This is a genomic window from Gordonia sp. IEGM753, assembly GCF_050321825.1.
GTDB lineage: Bacteria > Pseudomonadota > Gammaproteobacteria > Pseudomonadales > Pseudomonadaceae > Aquipseudomonas.
In genome coordinates, this window is record NZ_JBNQGB010000004.1 from 96,778 (window position 1) to 118,800 (window position 22,023).

Annotated in this window: 17 protein-coding genes; 7 read left to right on the plus strand and 10 right to left on the minus strand. The window is 57.9% G+C overall.

Annotated elements, in window-relative coordinates:
• Positions 1–263 precede the first annotated feature (263 nt).
• The 10 genes from ACQR3R_RS20155 to edd all read right to left on the minus strand — a co-directional run bounded on the left by ACQR3R_RS20155 (position 264) and on the right by edd (position 12,924).
• Entirely contained in the window at positions 264–1,610 is a 1,347-nt protein-coding gene (locus tag ACQR3R_RS20155; RefSeq protein WP_428274621.1) for a carbohydrate porin, read from the minus strand.
• A 188-nt stretch (positions 1,611–1,798) separates the two neighbouring features.
• Positions 1,799–2,959, minus strand: coding sequence for a sn-glycerol-3-phosphate ABC transporter ATP-binding protein UgpC (locus ACQR3R_RS20160; protein ID WP_428274623.1), 1,161 nt, complete (start codon positions 2,957–2,959; stop codon positions 1,799–1,801).
• Positions 2,960–2,961: 2 nt separating this feature from the next.
• A complete protein-coding gene (locus ACQR3R_RS20165; RefSeq protein WP_428274625.1) occupies positions 2,962–3,807 on the minus strand; it encodes an ABC transporter permease subunit in 846 nt (281 codons plus the stop codon).
• Entirely contained in the window at positions 3,800–4,708 is a 909-nt protein-coding gene (locus ACQR3R_RS20170; RefSeq protein WP_054044927.1) for a carbohydrate ABC transporter permease, read from the minus strand. The genes ACQR3R_RS20165 and ACQR3R_RS20170 overlap by 8 nt, the downstream gene beginning before the upstream one ends.
• 149 nt (positions 4,709–4,857) lie before the next feature.
• Positions 4,858–6,159 carry an ABC transporter substrate-binding protein gene (locus ACQR3R_RS20175; protein WP_428274628.1) on the minus strand — a complete coding sequence of 434 codons (1,302 nt, stop codon included), beginning with the start codon at positions 6,157–6,159 and terminating at the stop codon, positions 4,858–4,860.
• A gap of 117 nt (positions 6,160–6,276) precedes the next feature.
• Positions 6,277–7,536 carry a D-mannose isomerase gene (locus ACQR3R_RS20180; protein ID WP_428274630.1) on the minus strand — a complete coding sequence of 420 codons (1,260 nt, stop codon included), beginning with the start codon at positions 7,534–7,536 and terminating at the stop codon, positions 6,277–6,279.
• A 223-nt stretch (positions 7,537–7,759) separates the two neighbouring features.
• Positions 7,760–9,229, minus strand: coding sequence for an ATP-binding protein (locus tag ACQR3R_RS20185; protein ID WP_428274632.1), 1,470 nt, complete (start codon positions 9,227–9,229; stop codon positions 7,760–7,762).
• Complete coding sequence (locus ACQR3R_RS20190; RefSeq protein WP_428274634.1) at positions 9,219–9,950, minus strand: response regulator; 732 nt, start codon at positions 9,948–9,950, stop codon at positions 9,219–9,221. The genes ACQR3R_RS20185 and ACQR3R_RS20190 overlap by 11 nt, the downstream gene beginning before the upstream one ends.
• Before the next feature lie 191 nt (positions 9,951–10,141).
• A complete protein-coding gene (locus tag ACQR3R_RS20195; RefSeq protein ID WP_428274636.1) occupies positions 10,142–11,101 on the minus strand; it encodes a glucokinase in 960 nt (319 codons plus the stop codon).
• Positions 11,098–12,924 carry a phosphogluconate dehydratase gene (gene edd, locus ACQR3R_RS20200; protein ID WP_428274638.1) on the minus strand — a complete coding sequence of 609 codons (1,827 nt, stop codon included), beginning with the start codon at positions 12,922–12,924 and terminating at the stop codon, positions 11,098–11,100. Before edd ends, ACQR3R_RS20195 begins: the two co-directional genes overlap by 4 nt.
• A gap of 219 nt (positions 12,925–13,143) precedes the next feature.
• Here edd and gap point away from each other — a divergent pair, with 219 nt between their 5' ends.
• From gap to ACQR3R_RS20235, 7 genes are all read left to right on the plus strand, one after another.
• Positions 13,144–14,145 (plus strand): type I glyceraldehyde-3-phosphate dehydrogenase, encoded by a 1,002-nt coding sequence (gene gap, locus ACQR3R_RS20205; RefSeq protein ID WP_428274640.1) that lies wholly within the window; start codon positions 13,144–13,146, stop codon positions 14,143–14,145.
• A 103-nt stretch (positions 14,146–14,248) separates the two neighbouring features.
• Positions 14,249–14,767, plus strand: a complete 519-nt coding sequence (locus ACQR3R_RS20210; RefSeq protein ID WP_428274641.1) for a sigma-70 family RNA polymerase sigma factor — start codon at positions 14,249–14,251, stop codon at positions 14,765–14,767.
• An 86-nt stretch (positions 14,768–14,853) separates the two neighbouring features.
• On the plus strand, positions 14,854–15,819 hold the full coding sequence (locus ACQR3R_RS20215; RefSeq protein WP_428274643.1) for a FecR domain-containing protein: 966 nt from the start codon (positions 14,854–14,856) through the stop codon (positions 15,817–15,819).
• Between the two features lie 121 nt (positions 15,820–15,940).
• Positions 15,941–18,532, plus strand: a complete 2,592-nt coding sequence (locus tag ACQR3R_RS20220) for a TonB-dependent hemoglobin/transferrin/lactoferrin family receptor (RefSeq protein WP_428274645.1) — start codon at positions 15,941–15,943, stop codon at positions 18,530–18,532.
• Between the two features lie 112 nt (positions 18,533–18,644).
• Positions 18,645–19,247 carry a biliverdin-producing heme oxygenase gene (locus ACQR3R_RS20225; RefSeq protein ID WP_428274647.1) on the plus strand — a complete coding sequence of 201 codons (603 nt, stop codon included), beginning with the start codon at positions 18,645–18,647 and terminating at the stop codon, positions 19,245–19,247.
• 60 nt (positions 19,248–19,307) lie between these two features.
• Positions 19,308–19,709, plus strand: a complete 402-nt coding sequence (locus ACQR3R_RS20230; RefSeq protein WP_428274649.1) for a DUF454 family protein — start codon at positions 19,308–19,310, stop codon at positions 19,707–19,709.
• Positions 19,710–19,860: 151 nt separating this feature from the next.
• The gene (locus tag ACQR3R_RS20235; protein WP_428274651.1) at positions 19,861–21,999 is read left to right on the plus strand and encodes a methyl-accepting chemotaxis protein; all 2,139 of its coding nucleotides are present in this window, start codon (positions 19,861–19,863) and stop codon (positions 21,997–21,999) included.
• Positions 22,000–22,023 lie beyond the last annotated feature (24 nt).

Here is a 22,023-nt window from a genome sequence, read left to right on the forward strand (position 1 = left end):
AATCATGGGGTGCACTCATATCTCTGTGTTCATGGAGCCATTGTGGCGAGGGGATTTATCCCCGATAGGCTGTGAAGCAGCCCCCAAGTCTTGACACAACGGTGTGCCATGCACACCGCATGCAATGGTTTACGCCTGCTGCGCAGCCGAACGGGGATAAATCCCCTCGCCACAGTTGTGCTTTCGCCTACCACACAAAAAAAAGCGGACAGCCTTGGCTGTCCGCGAAATGCGCACATAGAGAGGAGCTTATCGCAACAGCGTTAGAACACCGACTGAATTTTCAGGCCGGCAACCAGCGCGTTATCAACTTCATCAACACCACCCGGGTGAGTGATGTACTGCAGGTTGGGACGCACGGTGAGCCAGTTTGTAACGTGGAAACCGTAGTTGATTTCGTAGTTGTATTCGGTGCTGCGCAGTGGCGCGTACAGTGGATTGTCGTAGTCGGTAACGCCGTTAGAGGCGTTGACCAACTCGGCGTTGTTTTTCACGTCATCGTTAACGTGGATACGGGCGAAACCGATACCGACGTCGTCTTTTGGACGTGCATCAAACGGACCTTTGTAGACAAACATCAGCGACTGGTAATTGTCGACGACGTTGGTGTCCTTGTCGTGGAAGGTGGCGTTGGCTGCAACGTTCAGACCGCGAGAAGCGTCGCCGTTGTGGGTGGTCAGTTGCTGCTGAATAACGCCCCAGTAGCCGTGCTTGCTGTCGTGAACCCGATAGGCATCACCGGTGGTCGCAGCGTCATTGCCGTTGATGTCTTCGCGAACGTCATTGGCGCTGGCCGTGCTCTTGTAGTAACCCACACGGTATTCGCCCGGCAGGCCGTTGACCTTCGGCGACCAGACCAGTTCGACCGGCAACACGGTGCCCTGGGTACCACTGCCGCTGAGTTTGAAGCCGTTACCGTGCTCAAGCTGCGATGGGTTTTGGTTGTAGGCGCCGATCTGTGCGTACAACTCAGGCGTGATGTTGTATTTCACGCGCAGTGCGGCCTGGCTGACGGGCCAGTTGTACCAGATGTTGGTGGCCCAGTTACCCACTTGGGAACCGCAGAACGCCAGGTTCTGGAACTCGCAAGGGAAGGTGTTGAAATCTTCGCCTTCACCGAAGTAACCGGCCTTGACGTCCAGTTTGCCGTCGAGGAACTGGTGCTGAACCCACAACTGGGTCAGACGAACCATGTGGCCACGACCGTACACTTCCTGCGAGGAGCTCAAGGTGCCGGCACGCGGATCGCCGACGCGGTCGTTGGAGATGTTTTGACCGTTACGATTGGTGAGCTGGATCTTGGCTTGGGTGTTATCCCAGCCCAGTAATTTTTGCAGGTCGAACGCAACGCCCAAACCGAACTGGTCGGAGTAACGCGCGGTCTTGTCGTTGTTGTAGCCGCCGTGGAGGTTGCCACCGACTTCACCGACATAATCGGCCTTGATGTCGATACCTTGCTCAATCAGCTTGGTTCGCTCGCCACCCCAGTCACCAGTCATCCATTTCGAGTCCTGGCTGAACGCGTCAGCCGCGTGCACGTTAGCTGCCATCGTCATGACCGCAATCGCTGACAATTGGCAGATAAGCTGAGCGTTGTTCTTCATCTTCATCCCTACATCCTCGTTTTATTGTTATTAACTGTTATCTAACGCGGTTACATCACGTGCGTTGGATGTCCCCATCCACCGCGGATTTCCCCTTGTGGGAGCGGACTTGCTCGCGAAGAGGCCGGCACATCCGGCAACTAAGCTGACTGACACCCCGCTTTTGCGAGCACGCCCGCTCCCACACTTGATCTTCATCGACCTTTGAATTGCGCGACATTGCCAACCGGCGCCTCGGCTGTTGGCACGCCGGCCACGCCCAGGCGCTCACCGGTCTTGGCATCGAACAGCAGCACTTTCGAGGGGTCGAATTGCAGTGTCAGCGTCTCGCCAACATTCGGCGCGACGTCCGGTGCCAGGCGGCAGCAAACCTTGGTCTCGTTCAATTGCACGAACACCAGCGTGTCGGGGCCGGTCGGTTCAGTGACCTGCACCTCGGCACGGATGGTCGGCAAACCGTTCGCTTCGCTGGCCGCCAGCACGATCTGCTCCGGGCGCATGCCAAGAATCACTTCGCGATCCTCAAGCCCCGCATCCTGCATGCCCAGCGGCAACTCGCAACGCGCCTGACCGCTGTCGAGCAACGCCAGCAGACGACCGTCCTTGCGCTGCAGGCGCAATGGAATGAAGTTCATCGGCGGCGAACCGATGAAGCTCGCGACAAACAGGTTGGCCGGGTTGTTGTAGATATCTTTTGGCGTACCGAACTGCTGGATGATTCCATCCTTCATGACCGCAACCTTGTCGCCCAGTGTCATCGCTTCGATCTGGTCGTGGGTCACGTAGACCGTGGTGGTCTTCAGGCGTTGGTGCATCAGTTTCATTTCGGTACGCATCTCGACCCGCAGCTTGGCGTCGAGGTTGGACAGCGGTTCGTCGAACAGGTAGATCTTCGGCCGACGAGCCAGCGCACGCCCCATCGCCACACGCTGTTGCTGACCACCCGAGAGCTGGCCGGGTTTGCGATTAAGCAGGTGTTCGATCTGCAGCAGCTTGGCCACACGCGCCACTTCCGCTTCAATATCGGCAGCGGGCATCTTGCGGATCTTCAAGCCGAAGGCGATGTTCTCGCGCACGCTCATGGTCGGATACAGCGCGTAGGACTGGAACACCATAGCGATGTCACGATCCTTGGGGCTCATACCGCTGACGTCTTGATCACCAATCATGATCGCGCCGCCGGTGATGGTTTCAAGACCGGCGATGCAGTTCATCAGGGTCGACTTGCCGCAACCCGAAGGTCCGACCAGGATCAGGAACTCACCGTCTTTGATCGACAGTTCGATGTTCTTGAGGGTATCCGGCAGGCCGGGACCGTAAGTCTTGTTTACATTGCGAAGTTCGAGCGTTGCCATGATTACCCCTTGACTGCGCCGGCCGTCAGCCCGCGCACGAAATACTTGCCTGCTACCACATAGACCAGCAGGGTCGGCAGCCCGGCGATCATCGCGGCGGCCATATCAACGTTGTATTCCTTGGCCCCGGTACTGGTGTTGACCAAGTTGTTGAGCGCTACCGTGATCGGTTGCGAATCGCCGCTGGAGAACACCACGCCGAACAGAAAGTCGTTCCAGATCTGAGTGAACTGCCAGATCAGGCAGACCATGATGATCGGGGTGGACATCGGCAGGATGATCAAGCGGAAAATGGTGAAGAAACCCGCGCCATCGAGGCGCGCCGCCTTCACCAGCGCATCAGGAATGCTGACGTAGTAGTTACGGAAAAACAGCGTGGTGAACGCCAGGCCGTAGACCACGTGCACGAACACCAAACCTGTGGTGGTACTGGCCAGGCCCATTTTGCCCAGCGTGAAAGAGGCCGGCAGCAGAACAGTCTGGAACGGCAGGAAGCAACCGAACAACAACAGGCCGAAGAACAATTGCGAGCCACGAAACCGCCACATCGACAGCACATAGCCGTTCAATGCACCGATGGCCGTGGAGATCAGCACCGCCGGGACGGTGATCTTGATCGAGTTCCAGAAGTACCCGTCGACCGTGCCCCAGGCCTTGATCCAGCCGATGCCGGTGACCACGGTCGGCCAGCTCAGCAAGTTGCCGGTATTGATGTCTTCCGGCGTCTTGAAACTGGTCAACAGCATGACCACCAGCGGTATCAGGTACAGGAACACCGCGAGAATCAGCACGGCATAGATAGCGATGCGGCTCAGGCTGATGGAAGGTTTGGCTGCGAAACTAGTCATGACGCTTGGTCCTCAGCTCGGAGTACAGGTAAGGCACGATGATTGCGAGAATCGCACCGAGCATCAGAATCGCACTGGCCGAGCCCATGCCCATCTGGCCGCGACTGAACGTGAAGGAGTACATGAACATGGCAGGCAAGTCGGAGGAGTAACCCGGGCCACCGGCGGTCATTGCCGCCACCAGGTCGAAACTCTTGATCGCAATGTGCGCCAGGATCATCACCGCACTGAAGAACACCGGACGCAGGCTCGGCAGCACCACTTTGAGGTAGATGCGCGGCATGCTCGCGCCATCGATCTGGGCGGCACGGATGATCGATTGATCAACCCCACGCAGACCCGCGAGGAACATCGCCATGATAAAACCCGATGCTTGCCAGACCGCGGCGATTACCAGGCAATAGACCACGCGATCCGGGTCAATCAGCCAGTCCAGGCGAAAGCCTTCCCAACCCCAGTCGCGCAACAATTTGTCCAGGCCCATGCCCGGGTTGAGCAGCCACTTCCACGCCGTACCGGTGACGATCATCGAGAGCGCCATCGGGTACAGGTAAATAGTGCGGATGAAACCTTCGCGACGAATGCGCTGGTCAAGAAATACCGCCAGCAGCACGCCAATCACCAAGGTGATACCGATGAACATGCCGCCGAATACCGCCAGGTTTTTGCTCGCAACCCACCAACGATCGTTATCGAACAGCCGCTGATATTGCGCCAGGCCCGCCCACTTGTACGTCGGCAGAAAAGTCGACGTGGTGAACGACAGGACAAATGTCCACAGGATATAGCCATAAAAGCCCACCAGGACGATGAACATGCTGGGCGCCAGCACCAGTTTGGGGAGCCAGCGCTGCAGAGCATCGAACGGTGAGGCCTTGCTGAACACAGCAACAGAACTCATGGGAAAATCCAGTACGTAGAAAAAATTACAGTGACATCCCTTGTGGGAGCGAGCCTGCTCGCGAAGGCGTTGTGTCAGGTATTACACCTGTGCCTGACACTCCGCTTTCGCGAGCAAGCTCGCTCCCACAGGGATTGCGTTGCTAAGGCTTACTTGGCCGACTTGATCGCGGTGCCGAGTTGCTTGGCGGTTGCCGCTGGATCAGCTTTCGGGTCGTTGATGAAGTTGGTCACGACATCAAAGAACGCGCCCTGCACTGCCAGCGTGGTCGCCATGTTGTGCGCCATGCTCGGCTGCAGGCCGCCGGTCTTGGCGTCTGCCAGGAAGTCCTTGGCCGCAGTCTGGGCACAGGAGTCAAAACCGTACTTGCCCATGTCGCTCAGCATGTCGATTCGAACCGGGATCGAGCCCTTGTTGATGCTGAAGACTTTCTGGAAGTTTTCACCCAGCACGATCTTGGCAATATCCTGCTGAGCGGCAGCAGTGCCTTTGTCTTTCTGTTTGAACACCGCCAGGGAGTCGATGTTGTAGGTGAACGCCTTGTCGGTGCCTGGGAACGCTACGCACTCGTAGTCTTTGCCGGCGATTTTCTTGGCCGCTGTCCATTCGCTCTTGGCCCAGTCACCCATGATCTGCATGCCGGCCTTGCCGTTGATGACTTTGGCCGCTTCCAGGTTCCAGTCCTGGCCTTTGCCGTCGACGTCCATGTAGGTCGCGACTTTCTTCAGCTCAGTCAGTGCCTTGACCATTTCCGGACCGGTCAGTGTCGCGTTGTCGAGGTCGACCAGGGCTTTCTTGTAGCCGTCGACGCCCATGACAGAAAGAACCACCGCTTCGAACACGGTGCTGTCCTGCCAAGGCTGGCCGCCGTGGGCAAGCGCAATGAAGCCTGCAGCCTTGAGCTTGTCGCCGGCTGCGTAGAATTCTTCGAGGGTGGTTGGCGCTTTTTCGATGCCGGCTTTCTTGAAGACTTCCGGGTTGATCCACAGCCAGTTGACGCGGTGAATGTTCACCGGCACTGCCACGTAATCACCGTTGTACTTCACGGTATCAGAGACTTTCTTGTCGAGCAGGCTGTCCCACTTCTCGGACTTGGCAACGTCTTTCAAGACGTCGGTGTCGAGCAGGCCGGTAGACGCCCACTCCTGGATGTCCGGACCTTTGATCTGTGCGACACCCGGCGGATTACCTGCCACGGCGCGGCTTTTCAGTACGGTCATGGCAGTAGCACCGCCGCCACCGGCAACTGCGCCGTCCTTCCAGGTGAAACCGTCTTTTTCGACTTGGGCCTTGAGTACATCGACAGCAGCTTTTTCGCCACCGGATGTCCACCAGTGAACGACTTCTACCGAACCTTTGGAATCGGCGGCAAGGGCACTCAGCGGGAACGCGGAAACAGGGAGCAAAGAGGCGAGAGAAATGACAGTAGCGAGGCGAGAAATCGCATTCATCTAGTAGTACCTTTCTTGTTGTTATGCATGCAAGTCTGGTGCTTGCGCTGCAGGGGATTTTAGACAGGAGTTATCCCTTCGCAGGTAACGAAGGGACGCGTGAATGTCACCACATGGTTACACAGGACTGCTCTGGGATAACTGCGCCAGAGCCGTCGCCATACTTGGCGCGAGCGGCAAGCGCGGAATCAATACTGCTTGCCAGGCGTGATAGAGGTCGGGTTTGCCCGCCCAGATATCGGCACTCGGGCGGTTTTGCGGATCTAGCTCGTGGTGCCAACTGCCATCGCAGCGGTCGATGAAATGGTTGTCACAAAATTCCCAGAACAGTCGATACCACTGTTCGTATTGCGCATCTGCGGTGCGTTTGAGCAATGCGCTGGCGGCGGCGCTGGCCTCGCAATGCGTCCAGTGCAAACGATGGCGTACCACCGCACGATTGTCCCAGTCGAGGGTGTAGACAATGCCCGGAACACCATCAACGTCCCAGCCGTGACGGCAGTTATGCTCGAACAGTTTTTGCGCATCGGTGGCCAGCCAGCCCGGCGTCAGCATGCCAGCCTGTACCCGCGCGGCTTCAAGGTGCAGCAACAGCCGCGCCCATTCGAAACCATGGCCAGGCGTGGTGCCGTAGGGGCGAAAACCATCGGCCGGGTTGTCCTGGTTGTAGTCACGCAACGGCTGCCACTTGCGGTCGAAATGCTCCACCACCAGGTAATCGTTGGCGGCGGCGTGCCCGTGAATCACCCGCTCGACAATGCGCTGGGCGCGGCATAACCAACGGTTTTCTTGCGTGACATCGGCCAAGGCGAGAAAGGCTTCGGTGGCGTGCATGTTGCTGTTGGCGCCACGATAAGCCTCTTCGTTGCTGAAGTCGCGATTGAAGGACTCGCGCATGGCGCCCTCCTCCTCGCTCCAGAAATACGTATCGATGATGCGCACCGCTTCCGTCAGTAACGCTTCAGCGCCGGGGCGTTGGGCGACTACCGCCGAACTCGCCGCCAAGGCAACAAAAGCGTGCAGATAAGCCGCTTTTCCGGTATTAGCGTCGCGGTGATCGGCCACGGCAAACCAACCGCCATGTTCGTGGTCGCGCAGTGGCCCGCTGAGCGCCTTAATGCCGTGATCGACCAGTTCGGCAAAACCCGGCAAGCCCTGAATGTGGGCCATGGCGAAGCTGTGCGTCATACGCGCGGTGTTCATGGTTTCGGCATGGGTGTTGGCCGGGAGGCGGCCCTTTTCATCGAGATTGCCAAAGCCATCGGCAAGCTTCGAAGCTTTGGCGAACGCCAGCAGACGCAGGCCCTCGGCCGCGAGCCATTGCTGGTGGGCAGGCGCGTTCAGCCAACTGCTGAATGCAGGCTGGAAGGTGTCCATTGCTGACCTTTTTGTTGTTATGACTGACAGGCAGTCTAAACAACGGTTGAGGCGCGACAGGTAACGAAAGGGGCGAGTTATGTCACTGACTTGTGACATTTACCCTGAACATTTGTTGAATGTCTGACGCCATCGCGAGCAGGCTCGCTCCCACATTGGATTTGCGAACGACACAGAACACCTGTGGGAGCGAGCCTGCTCGCGATGAACGATAACGCGGTTTCTATTCAGCACTGCGAGGCAACTGCAGCGTCACGCGCAACCCGCCCTCACGCAAGTTTTGCAGGCTGACTTCGCCGCCATGGCTGTGTGCAATGTTTCGCGCAATTCCCAGGCCCAGGCCATAACCCTGTTGCTGCCCGGCCAAACGGAAGTGCGGCTCGAACACTTGCTCCATGCGTTGCTGCGGAACACCCGGGCCCTCATCGTCGACGTGCAGAATGAATGCGCTGTCGTCATCATCGATGTGCAGATGAGCATTCTGGCCGTACTTCAAGGCGTTATCGATCAGGTTGCCGATGCAGCGTTTGAGCGCCAACGGTTTACCGGGATAAGCAGCCAGCGCCCGGCCTTGTTGGGTCACCCGACCATTACCGTTGGGGGCCAGATAAGGCTCCACCAGACAATCGAGCACGTGATTGAGGTCCACCGGTTCTATGTTTTCGTGGATATCGGTGTCTTTCACGCATTGCAACGCGCCTTTGACCAGCAGCTCCAGCTCATCCAGATCACGGCCGAACTTGGCTTGCAGCTTTTCGTCTTCCAGCAATTCCACGCGCAAACGCAATCGGGTAATTGGCGTGCGCAGGTCATGGGAAATCGCGCTGAACAGTTGGCTGCGTTCAGTCAGGTAGCGGCTGATGCGCTCGCGCATGGCGTTGAACGCACGGCCGACTTCGATGACTTCACTGCCGCCGCGCTCGGCCACAGGCAGCACGTCTGCCCCCAGCGACATATCGCGCGCCGCCCGGGCCAGGCGTTTGAGCGGGCGGCTCTGCCAGTGCACCAACAGGCCAATGAACAACAGCAAAAAACCGCTGGTGAGCACGATGAACCACACCTGTTGCGCCGGCAGGCCTTCTTCTTCAAGACTGGTGTAGGGCTCGGGCAGCAGCGATGCGATGTACAGCCATTCCCCTGGTGCCATCTGAATTTGCGTCACCAGTACTGGCGGGTTCACCGGTTCCAGAGTGAGCGCGTAATGGGCCCAGGAGCGTGGCAACTCATCGAGTTTCAGTCCGCTGTTGAAAATCCGCAGGTCCTCGGGGCTGACGAAGGTCACCGAAATATCGGTGTCACGGCCCAGGGAATCGCGCAAAACCTGGTCCACCGCCTTAAGCACCGCTTCTTTGCGCGGGGTAATCGGCAACACCGCCATGCCCAACGGCTTGTCATTGAGCGTCACCACGAAACGCGTGCCACCCATGCTGCGCAACTGGTCCAGCACCAGCGGTCGAAACGCTACCGGCAACGAGCGGAAGTAACTGACGCTGGCGGTCATCGAGTGAGCGAGGCTGCGCGCACTGGTGACCAGGCCTTCAAGTTGGGTGGCACGCAGTTGCGAAACCCAGATCACGCTCGACAGTGCCTGGGCAAACAACACCGCCAGCAGCGTCAGCAGTAGCATCCGGCCCAGCAATGAACGAGGCACCGGCACTCGCGAGGCAAGTTTGCGCAAAAACTCAGTGACCATTGCTGGCAACCACATTGGCTGCCAATTGGTAGCCACTGCCACGCACCGTACGAATCAGTCTTGGTGGTTTTTCGGTATCGCGCAGACGTTGGCGCAAGCGGCTGACGGCCATGTCGACGATTCGATCCAGCGGCATCAGATCACGGCCGCGGGTGGCATTGCCGATGGTGTCGCGGTCGAGGATTTCCTGAGGGTGATCGAGGAACAGCTTCAGCAGAGCGAAATCGGCGCCGGAGAGAATGACTTCTTCACCGTCGATGTGAAACAGCCGATGACTGACCATGTCCAACCGCCAGTCGTCGAATGCCAACACCTCACCGCCCGAACGGTCCTGGCCGAATTGCGCGCGGCGCAACAGGGCTTTGATCCTCGCCTGTAGCTCGCGTGGGCTGAAGGGTTTGCCAAGGTAATCGTCTGCGCCCAGTTCCAGACCGATAACCCGGTCGGCCTCGTCGGAGCTGGCAGTCAGCATGATAATCGGCACTTGAGACTGGCGTGGGTGTTGGCGAATCCAGCGGCAAAGACTGAAACCGTCTTCGTCAGGCAGCATGACATCAAGAATCACCAGGTCGCTGGGAGCGTTATTCATGGCGTGGCGGAAACCGGCGCCGTCGGGCGTGGTACGCACCTGAAAACCGGCCCGAGTCAGGTAGGTGTCCAGCAACTCGCGTATCTCTTGATCGTCATCGACCAACAAAATCGACTTGTTGACTGAGCTCACGGGGCGGCGTCCTTGTTGTTTGAATGGGCGGATTATGCCTTAAGCACCGATTTCACAAACACCACAGAAAAAACTGTGGGCAGACCAATGTGTGAGTGAGCCTCCTCGCGATAGCGGTTTTACATTCAACGCATTGGTTGACTGACACTTCGCTATCGCGAGCAGGCTCGCTCCCACGATTTGATCGCATTTCAGGCCAGGATGGATTGATCCAACGCCACACCCGCGCCCATCAATCCGGAATACGGTGCTGTGACCAGCCAGACTGGAATGCCTTTGAAGTAATCGCTCATGCAGCCCTTGTCGGCGAAGCACCGCGCAAAACCGCTTTCAACGAAGAAATCGGCGAACCGTGGAATCACACCGCCAACGATGTACACACCACCGCGTCCACCCGTGGTCAGCACGTTGTTGCCGGCCACACGTCCGAGCCAGCAGCAGAACTGTTCCAGCACTTCGAGGGCAATCGGATCGCCCGCCAAACCCGCCGCTGTAATCGATTCGGGGGTATCCAGTACCGGCTCATGGCCGTCCACTGCACAAATCGCCCGGTAAACGCGCGGCAAGCCACCACCACTCAGCGCCGTTTCCGCGCTGACATGCCCGATTTCACTGTAGATGTGCTGCCACAACTGAGTTTCACGCGGACTGCTCAATGGCAAATCGACGTGACCGCCCTCACCCGGCAATGCAGCAAAACGACCTTCGCCCAGATTCAGCAGTGTTCCCACCCCAAGGCCAGTGCCAGGGCCTATCACCACGGCTGGCCGCAACGGCTCCGGCGTGCCCTCGCACACCACGCGAAACTCATCCGGTTGCAAACGGGTCATGCCCAGTGCCATGGCGGAAAAATCGTTGACCAGCAACAGCTGATCGACCTGCAAGGCCTCGCAAAAGGCCTTGCGGCTGAGTCGCCAGTGGTTGTTGGTGAACTTGAACTCATCACCGCTCACGGGGCCTGCCACCGACAGGCATACCGAACCGACCGCTCCAGGCTTGAGCCCCAAACCGGTCATGTAAACGCCAATGGCTTCCTCCGGGCTGGTGTGCTCCGCTGTCGGCAGCACCTGGATCGATTCCAGCTTCTGATTCTTCCACAACGCAAAACGTGCGTTGGTCCCACCGATGTCACCGACTACAGCCAGTTTCAATTAAGCGTCTCCAGGGCAGAAGTAAAGGCGCTGGCGCCCTGCTCTGCCGAGCTGAAAGCCATGCGCATGAAACCAAACAGTTCGCGACCGCTGCCAATATTATTGCCCAGCAGGCCTTTGGCAGGTTCGCGCGCTGCAAACTCTTCAGGGTCTACCTTAAGCTGCAGAGTGCCTTTGACGCCATCGACGCGGATAATGTCGCCCTCTTGCACCCGCGCCAAAGCACCGCCAACAAACGCTTCGGGGCTGACATGAATCGCCGCCGGGATTTTGCCCGAAGCACCGGACATACGCCCATCGGTAACCAATGCCACCTTGAAACCACGGTCCTGCAGCACACCCAGGAACGGCGTCATCTTGTGCAGTTCCGGCATGCCATTGGAGCGCGGGCCCTGGAAGCGCATGACCGCGACAAAGTCCTTCTCCAGCAAACCGGCCTTGAATGCATCTGCCAGATCCTGCTGGTCCTGAAACACCATGGCCGGCGCTTCAACGATCTGGTTTTCCAACGCCACGGCAGACACTTTCATCACACCACGACCGAGGTTACCTTCCATCACCCGCAAACCGCCCTCTTGCGAGAAGGCGCGGGCGACGGGGCGCAAAATGGTTTCATCAAGACTTTCGATCGGACCTTCGCGCCACACCAGCTCACCGTTATCGAGGAAAGGTTCCACGGTATAACGGCTCAGGCCATGGCCGAGCACGGTGTTGACGTTCTCGTGCAACAACCCGGCCTCAAGCAATTCGCGGATCAGGAACGACATGCCGCCCGCCGCCTGGAAATGGTTGATGTCGGCCTTACCGTTTGGATAAACGTGACTCAGGGTCGGCACCACCTCGGAAAGGTCGGCCATGTCCTGCCAGGTCAACTGGATGCCTGCTGCCATCGCAATCGCAGGCATGTGCAAGGTGTGGTTAGTCGAGCCGCCGGTGGCGTGCAGGGCCACGATGGAGTTGACCAGCGAACGCTCGTCGACGATTTCGCCAATCGGCATGAAGTCGCCATTTTGCTTGGTCAGACGGGTGACCTGATGCGCCGCTTCGCGAGTGAGGGCATCACGCAACGGGGTGTTCGGGTTGACGAAAGAGGCGCCCGGCAAGTGCAGGCCCATGACTTCCATGAGCAATTGGTTGGTGTTGGCGGTGCCGTAAAAAGTGCAGGTGCCCGGACTGTGGTAGGAATTCATTTCTGATTCCAGCAACTCTTCACGGCTGGCCTTGCCTTCGGCATAGCGCTGACGCACGTCGGCTTTCTGCTTGTTGGAAATGCCCGACACCATCGGGCCGCCCGGTACGAAGATTGTCGGCAGATGACCGAAACGCAAAGCCCCCATCATCAAGCCCGGAACGATTTTGTCGCAAATGCCAAGCATCAGCGCGCCATCGAACATGTTGTGGGACAGCGCCACGGCTGTAGACATCGCGATCACTTCGCGGCTCGGCAAACTCAGTTCCATGCCTGGCTCGCCTTGCGTGACGCCATCACACATGGCCGGGGTGCCGCCGGCGAACTGGCCGACCGAGCCAATCTCGCGCAACGCCTTTTTGATTTGCTCTGGAAAGACTTCGTAAGGCTGATGCGCCGAGAGCATGTCGTTATAAGACGAAACAATCGCAATGTTGGCGGAGTTCATCATCCGCAGGCTGTTCTTGTCTTCAGTGCCGCAGCCGGCAACGCCGTGGGCAAAGTTGGCGCATTGCAGCTTGCCGCGCATCGGACCGTCGCTGGCAGCACCGCGAATGAGCGCAAGGTATGCCTCACGGGTTGCACGGCTGCGGGCGATAAGCCGTTCGGTGACCTCAAGGACGCGGGGATGCATGTGTAGAACTCCAGGCTAACGGATGTGGCGACCTGATTGTCTATGCTGAGCAAGCACCGTTGTTGTTGGGATGACAGACGGTTTCTTGATCAATTGGACCAGTTGATTCAGGTCACTCGTTGTAGATTGAACAAAATATTGCCACTAAAAAGGCTTGTTTTCTATTTTTATGCGAATAATCTTGTAATTCCAACAACAAATCGACGGCGGCCCAGTTAAATGACTCTTCGAATTGCAATCAATGGTTTTGGCCGTATCGGCCGCAACGTCCTGCGCGCACTGTATACCCAAGGCTATCGCCAGGATTTGCAGATCGTCGCCATCAACGACTTGGGTGATAGCTCGATAAACGCTCATTTACTGAAGTACGATACCGTTCACGGCATGTTCGACGCCGATGTTCAGCATGATGACGAGAGTCTGACTGTCAACGGTGATCGCATTGCCGTCAGCGCCATCCGCAACCCTGCCGAATTGCCTTGGGACGCAGAAAACATCGACGTTGTGTTCGAGTGCACCGGTTTGTTCACCGACCGGGCTAAAGCCGCGGCCCATATTACGGCCGGCGCACGCAAAGTCATTATCTCGGCGCCGGCCAAAGGCGCCGACGCGACGGTGGTTTATGGTGTAAACCACGACATTTTGCGCCAGTCGCACCAGATCATTTCCAACGCGTCGTGCACCACTAACTGCCTGGCGCCGGTGGCACAAGTGCTGCACCGTGAACTGGGGATCGAGAACGGCCTGATGACCACCATCCACGCCTACACCAACGATCAAAACCTGACCGACGTTTATCACACCGATCCCTACCGCGCCCGTTCGGCTACCCAGAATATGATCCCGAGCAAAACCGGGGCCGCAGAAGCGGTCGGCCTGGTACTGCCAGAACTGGCGGGCAAACTGACCGGCATGGCGGTGCGTGTCCCGGTGATCAACGTGTCGCTGGTCGACCTGACCGTTCAACTGAAACGCGAGGCGTCGGCCGATGAAGTCAACGCGCTGATGAAAGAAGCCAGCCTGCATTCGAAAATCCTCGGCTACAACACGCTGCCGCTGGTATCCAGTGACTTCAATCACAACCCGCTGTCGTCGATCTTCGACGCCAACCACACCAAATCCAGCGGCAAATTGCTGAAGGTTTTGGCCTGGTACGACAACGAATGGGGCTTCTCCAACCGCATGCTCGATAACTGCCTGGCGTTATGTAACGCAGAATAAATCGCCCCTCGCAGGGTAGAACGCAGTTCTTCACAATTGAGCACTTGACCACTCGAGCGGATGATAAGCATTATCATTCGCTCGAAATGGATCAGGTCTTCCCGTGAGTCAATCGCGCTTCAATCACGTCTTCATCGCTCAGCGAGTTTCGCTGCTGCGCACTTTGGAGCGGATGGTCAATAATCACAGCACCGCCGAAGACCTCTTGCAGGAAACCTACCTGCGAGTCACCCGAGCGCTCAGTGAGCGTGCCATCGATCACATCGAACCCTTCGTTTTCCAGACTGCGCGCAACCTGGCGCTGGACCACTTGCGTGCGCGACGCATCCAGTCCCGCACCATGCTCGATGACGTGCCGCTGGAGCTGGTGCATAGCATTGCCGCTCCCGCGAGCAGTGCAGAGGATGCCGCCCATGCCGAACAGTTGCTGGAGCGTCTGAACGTGAGCCTCAACCAACTCAGCGCCCGCCAGCAGCAGATTTTTATCCTCAGCCGGCTGCACGGCCACAGTTACCTGGAAATCGCGGAAAAACTCGACGTGTCGTTGAGCACCGTCCAGAAAGAGCTGAAATTGATCATGGCGATCTGCATCGGCGTCGCCGAGCGCTTAAATGGCGACTGAGCCAGCAGGGCTTTGCTACCCTTGCCACACTTTCTTCAAGCTGCACAAATAAAACAGCCGTGCACAGACACTGCCGAGGAAACACCGTGACGGACACCCACCGCTCCCCTTCGCCCTCCCAGGCGCAGGACGCCGCAAGCGCGATGGACCAGGCTTTGGACTGGTTGATTGTGTTGGGCAGTCCGAGCGAAGAACACACCCGACATTTCCACGAATGGTTGGCGGCCAGCCCTCTGCATGCCGAAGCCTTTGCCAAGGCCCAGGCGATATGGGATGGCCCGCAAATCGTGCAGTGCGCACAAAGCCTGGCCGCCGTACCGCCTAAGGTCAGCGTTCTAGCGCGCCTGCGCCCGCACTGGAAACCGTTGGCAACCGCCGCCGTGCTGATGCTCGGATTGTTCAGTTTCAGCAACCTGCCGATGCGCATTCAGGCCGATCACCTGACCGTGGTCGGCGAACGCCAGCGCCTGCAGCTGGAGGACGGTTCGAAGGTGCTGCTGAACACCAATTCTGCATTCTCCAGCACCATCAACGATCAACAGCGTGTGGCCCGTTTGTATCAGGGCGAGGCTTTTTTCGAGGTGCCGGCCAATCGCGGTCAGCCACTGGAAATCGACGCCGGCCCGGTCAAGGCCAGCGTCCGCGACACCGCGTTTGCCGTGCGGTACCTCGACGGCATTGCCCAGGTTCAGGTGCAGCGCGGCGATGTAGACCTCAGAGCAACACGTGACGATGCGCGGGTAAGATTGTCCGCTGGGGAAAGCATTCGCATCGGCCCCAACGGTTTTGATCGTCCAGCCAAGCTTGATGCGGCCACCGACCTGGCGTGGGTCCAGGGTCGACTGGTGTTCGAAAACTGCCCGCTGAGCGAGGTTTTGGCAGAGCTACGTCGCTATTACCCCGGGTGGATCATCAACAACAACGAGCAACTGGCCGATGTCGCAGTGACCGGAAATTATCGCCTCGATCAGCCGTTGGACGTTGTTCGCTCCCTGGCTCACATCACCTCCGCTCGACTCTCGGAATACCCGAAGCTGGTGATCCTGAACTAAATGAGAATTATTTTTACTCGATAGCCGAAGCTGGTACGTCTCGTTATAGCCAATGCAATTGATTCGCATCTCTACATGCAAATCAGCACCTATAAGATTCGTGCGACACGGAGCGCTATCGATGTCCTCTCGCCTTACCCGCCAGTCCTCTTCACCCTCTCGCGTACTGTCATTGCTGACCGCCGCCATTCTCATGGCAGGCGTTGCACCTTCAATGGCCGCTAATGCCCCCGAGCAACCCACACGCAACATGGGCGACTACGCATTCGCCATCCCCCAGCAATCTCTGGTTTCAGCACTCAATGCCTTCAGCGCGGTAACAGGCTGGCAAGTCGGCTTGCCGGCCGAACTCGCTCAGGGTGTTGCCTCGCCAGGCGTGCGGGGCTCGCTGCCACCGGAAAAAGCCCTTGATCGCCTGTTGGTGGGGACCAACCTGAGCTATCGCAAACTGGGCAATAACAACATCGTGCTGGAGAAGCGCATCAACGGCGGTGCACTCAACCTGCAACAGATGACCATCAGCGCTACTCGCCAGGAACAAAGCGTGGAAAGTGTGCCGGGTACAGTCACCGTTCATGCGCGCGAAGATCTGGACCGCAACAACGTCAACACCATCAAGGATCTGGTGCGCTACGAACCAGGCGTCTCAGTCGGCGGCACCGGCCAGCGTGGTGGGATCAGTGGCTATAACATCCGGGGCATCGACGGTGACCGGATTCTGACCCAGGTAGATGGCGTCGAAGTACCCAACGGTTTCTTCAACGGTCCTTACGCCAAAACCCAACGCAATTACGTCGACCCTGAAATCATCAAGCGCGTCGAAATTCTGCGGGGCCCGGCATCCGTCCTGTACGGCAGCAACGCGATTGGTGGCGCGGTGAGTTACTTTACCCTCGACCCGGACGACATCATCAAGCCTGGTCAGGACGTGGGGGCTCGGCTGAAAACCGGGTACAGCTCTGCCGACGATAGCTGGCTCAAATCCGCGACCGTCGCTGGTCGCGCCGACCAGTTCGACGGCTTGCTGCACTACAGCCAGCGCGACGGTCACGAAACACAATCCTATGGCAACAATAACGGCACCGGCCTGGCGCGCACCGCCGCCAACCCGGAGGACGCCCGCACCTACAATGTGCTGGCCAAGATCGGTTGGAACTACAACGAAGATTCGCGCCTCGGCCTGACCTATGAAAAATTCAAGGACGACCGTGACACCGATCAAAAAAGCGCCTATGGCGGACCTTACGATAAGGGCAAGCCGGCCATTCCAAACAGCATTTTGCCTGGCGGCATGTATCAGTGGCGAACCGGCAACGACACAATTACCCGAGAACGTTTCGGCGTAGAACACAGCTTCGCCCTCGACAGCCTGCTGGCTGACAACGTCAAGTGGAGCCTGAACCACCAGGTTGCAAAAACGGACCAGAGCACCGAAGAGTTCTACTTCCCGGTGACCCGCAAGGTTCTGCGCACCCGCGATACAATTTACGAAGAAAAACAATGGGTGCTGGACGCACAACTGGATAAAGCCTTCAGCATCGGTGATACCGAACATCTGCTGACTTACGGCACCACGATCAAGCAGCAGAAAGTCACCGGCTCGCGCAGCGGTAACGGCACGTGCCTGGCAGTCGGTCGCGGCTGCACTGCGATAGGCGCCATCAGCCCTGGTGATGTGCTGAAAAAATCCAGCGATTTCCCGGACCCGACCGTCAACACCTACAGCCTGTTCGTCCAGGATCAGATCAGTTGGGATAAGTGGACCTTCCTCCCGGGCCTGCGCTACGACTACACCCAACTCAAGCCGCACATCACCCAGGAATTCCTCAACACCGTAGCCGCAGATGGCAAAGGCACCGTCAGCGACGAGAACAAGACCTGGCACCGGGTGTCGCCAAAATTCGGGCTGACTTATGCCCTGACAGATCAATACACGTGGTACGGCCAGTACGCAGAAGGTTTCCGTACGCCGACTGCCAAAGCGTTGTACGGTCGCTTCGAAAACACCACCACCGGGTATCGTGTAGAGCCAAACCCGAATCTTGAGCCAGAAACCAGTAAAGGCATTGAAACCGGGCTACGCGGCAACTTCGAGTCCGGCTCATTCGATGTGGCAGTGTTCTACAACAAATACCGCGATTTTATCAACGAAGACGCAGTCAGCCCCGGTTACAATGAGCTGACCTTCCAGAGCGCAAACATCAAAAACGCCACCATCAAGGGCGCAGAGATCAAGGGTCGTCTTAATCTGGACGCGTTCGGCGCACCACAAGGTCTCTACACCCAAGGTTCGGTTGCTTACGCTTATGGTCGTAACAACGACAACGGTGAACCGCTGAACAGCGTCAACCCGCTGACCGGTGTGTTCGGCCTCGGTTATGACCAGAATAACTATGGTGGTTTGCTCAGCTGGACGCTGGTGAAGAAGAAGGATCGTGTTGACGACACCAACTTCAAATCCCCGGACGGCGTCAGCAGTCAGTTCAAGTCCCCGGGCTTTGGTGTGCTCGACCTGAGCGGCTTCTACAAGGTAACCGACGAGGTGACTGTCAGCGCGGGCCTTTACAACCTGACCGACAAAAAGTACTGGTTGTGGGATGACGTGCGAGGTTACGACGGTGTGGGTGAGGCCTCGGTTATCAGTCCGGCCAACCTTGACCGCCTGACTCAACCGGGCCGTAACTTTGCAATCAATCTGGTCTGGGACATCTGATCCTGCCCGCCTCATTGCGCTGCGGTGTCAACGCAGCGCAGTGAGAATTTTTACGCTTTGGCGCCTTTTCATTCGTCTAGTTACCAAGCGCCTCTCTTCTTCAAGGATTCTCATGACTACTCAGGAAACCACTGCACGTCCGGCCCTGCGTTCGCAACGCTTGAACCAGATCACCAACGAGCCGCACACCAAACTCGATGCGCTGGTCAAAGCCCACGCGCCGTTTGAAACCCAGGCCAACTTCGCGCGTTTCGTGGTGGCGCAATATTTGTTCCAGTCCGAACTGGTGTCGCTGTACAACGACGCCGAACTGACCGCCATCGTTACGGACTTACCCGCTCGCTGCAGGGCCGACGCTGCCAAAGCCGATCTGGCAGATCTTGAGACCGAAGTGCCAGAGCCATTTACAGGCGCTGTGCATAACCCCACCAAAGCCGAAGCGTTGGGCTGGCTGTTTGTGTCCGAAGGCTCGAAGCTGGGTGCGGCATTTCTGATCAAGCGTGCGGTAGGACTTGGACTGAGCGAAACCTTCGGGGCTCGCCATCTAGCTGAACCGGCCGGCGGCCGCGCAGATGGCTGGAAAAACTTCGTCAAAACACTTGATGGGCTTGAGCTCAACGCACAGGAAGAAACTGAACTGGATAAAGGCGCAATCAACGCGTTTAATCGCTTCACGGTTCTGTTGGAACAGGCCTACGCGACAGAACTCGCCTGATCACTTACCCCTGTAGGATCGCTGCACCGCTCGATCCTACAGGGTATGAATGTCGACCTTATGACCCGTAAACAACTCGCCTCATCCAAGATTTCACGAATCCTTTTCGGCTTACTGGCCTATGTCAGCCTCGGCATAGGCCTGATCGCCATCGTCGTGCCTGGTTTGCCGACCACAGAGTTCATTTTGCTGGCCGCATGGGCCGCCACCAAAAGCTCACCGCGCCTGAGTGCCTGGCTGGAGAACCACCGGCTGTTCGGCCCCATCCTGAGTAACTGGCGTAATGGCAGAATCATTGCGCGCCGGGCGAAAATCAGCGCCACTGTCAGCATGTTGCTCTGTGCCGGGCTGATGTTATTCATGCTGGATCACGGCTGGCCTGTTTACCTGGCTATTGCTGGCATGAGCCTGGGCAACCTATGGATCTGGTCGCGCCCCGAATCACTTACAGTCCCCTCCTGAACCCCGCAAACGTTTACGCCGACCGCTCATCGGCTTTTGCTCATGCAACCTTCACTCACGCCGATGGTTCAGGAATGACGCTGAATGGACTCGGCGAATTGGGTCGACGCCGACTCATAGCCAACACCTCATCCATTCGCGAGTTCGCCCTATGTTCGACTCTCTTTCTATTCGCCTGAAAATCGTCCTGTTGTCCGGTCTTTGCCTTTTGGGCGTGGTCGCGCTGATTGTTGGTATGAACCTTTACCAGACCAATCAAAACGACGAACTGGTTAGCGCCTCCAGCAGCAAAATGCTCACCAACAGTGTGCAAAACCTGCTTCAGGCCAAGGCCGCCGAGCAAGCCGTGCGAGTACAAAAGACCTTTGGCGAAACCCTGCTGGTGGTGACCGCTCTCGCTGATCAGATCAAGGACATGCGCAACATGGCGGCCAAGCGTTCACTGGACGCTGGCGCTGTGCGCGAAGAGTTGAATCAGAGTTTGAAAACCGCGTTCGAACGCAATAGCAAGGTGCTGGGCGTCTGGCTGGCGTTCGAGCCCAATGGGCTGGATGGCAAGGACAATGAATTCACCAACGACGCTGCCCGACAGTCTAACGAAGCAGGACGTTTCGCCAGCTATTGGAGTCGTGCCGGTGGTGAGGCATTGAATACGATCATGGTCGAAGACGACATGACCAAGACCACTCAAAATATCAGCGGTATTCCTTACAACAGTTGGTACACCTGCCCGCGCGACAGCAAACGCACCTGCTTGCTGGATCCGTACGCCGATACCGTCGGCGGTAAGGAAATGCTGATGACGACCATTTCCGTACCGTTGCTGGTGGACGGCAAATCGATTGGCGTGGTCGGCGTGGACATCGCCCTCGATGCGTTGCAAGCCGCCGCCGTCGACTCACAACGCGAGTTGTTCAACAGCGCCGGGCACATGCTGATTGTCTCCGGCAGCGGCGTTCTTGCCGGTTACAGTGTTGACGCCAGTAAAGTCGGCAAAAATATCGGCGACACCCTGGGCGCGGACGGCAAGGACGTTCTGCAATTGCTCAGCAGCGGCGCACCGAAAATCCTCGAGCAAGGTGATCTGATCCGCGCGGTATACCCGGTCAGTCCGATCAGCGATTCCAAACCCTGGGGCGTCGTCATCGACCTGCCGAAACAAGTGCTGCTCGCCGACTCTGTGAAGCTGCAAGCGGTGCTTGATGCAGCCCAAAGAAGCGGTACGCTTAAAGCCGTGCTGGTTGCAGCGATTGCCGGTCTTATCGGCTTGCTGCTGATATGGCTCACCGCTTCCGGCGTGACCCGTCCGATCAACAGCGTTGCGCAAATGCTCAAGGAAATTGCCAGTGGCGACGGCGACCTGACGCAGCGTTTGCACTACCACAAGAAAGACGAATTGGGTGAACTGGTGGGTTGGTTCAACCGCTTTCTCGACAAGTTGCAACCTACCATCGCGCAGATCAAACAAAGCATTACCGACGCTCGTGGCACAGCGGATCAGTCATCGGAAATCGCCCGGCAGACCAGCGAAGGCATGTTGGTGCAGTTCCGTGAAATCGACCAGGTGGCCACCGCCTCCAACGAAATGAGCGCCACTGCGCATGACGTTGCCAACAGCGCGTCAAACGCAGCCAATGCCGCCAAAGGGGCCGATCAATCGGCTCGCGATGGCATGTCCATCATCGAGCGCAGCACCCGCGATATTAATCAGCTTGCCGATGAAGTCAGCAAAGCCGTGACCGAAGTCGAAGCCCTGGCGGTGAACAGTGAGCAGATCGGTTCGGTGCTGGAAGTGATCCGCAGTATCGCCGAACAAACCAACCTGCTGGCCCTTAACGCCGCCATCGAAGCAGCCCGCGCCGGGGAAAGTGGTCGAGGCTTCGCGGTGGTCGCCGATGAAGTTCGCAACCTGGCCAAGCGCACCCAAGACTCGGTAGAGGAAATCCGCTTGGTGATCGAGCGCATCCAGACCGGCACTCGCGGCGTGGTCGCCACCATGCATTCGAGCCAGACCCAGGCGCATAGCAATGCCGGTCAGATCCAGCAAGCGGTGCAGGCCCTGAGCAAAATCAGTGACGCGGTCACCGTGATCAGCGACATGAACCTGCAAATCGCCAGCGCCGCCGAACAGCAAAGCGCCGTCGCCGAAGAGGTCAACCGCAACGTCTCGGCGATCCGTACCGTTACCGAAACCCTGACCGGCCAAGCCACCGAATCGGCGCAGATCAGCAACCAACTCAACAACCTGACCACCCACCAAATGAAATTGATGGATCAGTTCCGGGTGTAAGCCACTGATCGTTCCCCCATTCGG

Bases quoted from the DNA above. Each gene is read 5' to 3' on its own strand.
- ACQR3R_RS20225 (WP_428274647.1), top strand. From the start codon at position 18,645: ATGACTACTCAGGAAACCACTGCACGTCCGGCCCTGCGTTCGCAACGC.
- edd (WP_428274638.1), bottom strand. From the start codon at position 12,924: ATGCATCCCCGCGTCCTTGAGGTCACCGAACGGCTTATCGCCCGCAGC.
- ACQR3R_RS20180 (WP_428274630.1), bottom strand. From the start codon at position 7,536: ATGGACACCTTCCAGCCTGCATTCAGCAGTTGGCTGAACGCGCCTGCC.
- ACQR3R_RS20160 (WP_428274623.1), bottom strand. From the start codon at position 2,959: ATGGCAACGCTCGAACTTCGCAATGTAAACAAGACTTACGGTCCCGGC.
- ACQR3R_RS20165 (WP_428274625.1), bottom strand. From the start codon at position 3,807: ATGACTAGTTTCGCAGCCAAACCTTCCATCAGCCTGAGCCGCATCGCT.
- ACQR3R_RS20220 (WP_428274645.1), top strand. From the start codon at position 15,941: ATGTCCTCTCGCCTTACCCGCCAGTCCTCTTCACCCTCTCGCGTACTG.
- ACQR3R_RS20155 (WP_428274621.1), bottom strand. From the start codon at position 1,610: ATGAAGATGAAGAACAACGCTCAGCTTATCTGCCAATTGTCAGCGATT.
- gap (WP_428274640.1), top strand. From the start codon at position 13,144: ATGACTCTTCGAATTGCAATCAATGGTTTTGGCCGTATCGGCCGCAAC.
- ACQR3R_RS20170 (WP_054044927.1), bottom strand. From the start codon at position 4,708: ATGAGTTCTGTTGCTGTGTTCAGCAAGGCCTCACCGTTCGATGCTCTG.
- ACQR3R_RS20230 (WP_428274649.1), top strand. From the start codon at position 19,308: ATGACCCGTAAACAACTCGCCTCATCCAAGATTTCACGAATCCTTTTC.
- ACQR3R_RS20235 (WP_428274651.1), top strand. From the start codon at position 19,861: ATGTTCGACTCTCTTTCTATTCGCCTGAAAATCGTCCTGTTGTCCGGT.
- ACQR3R_RS20175 (WP_428274628.1), bottom strand. From the start codon at position 6,159: ATGAATGCGATTTCTCGCCTCGCTACTGTCATTTCTCTCGCCTCTTTG.
- ACQR3R_RS20185 (WP_428274632.1), bottom strand. From the start codon at position 9,229: ATGGTCACTGAGTTTTTGCGCAAACTTGCCTCGCGAGTGCCGGTGCCT.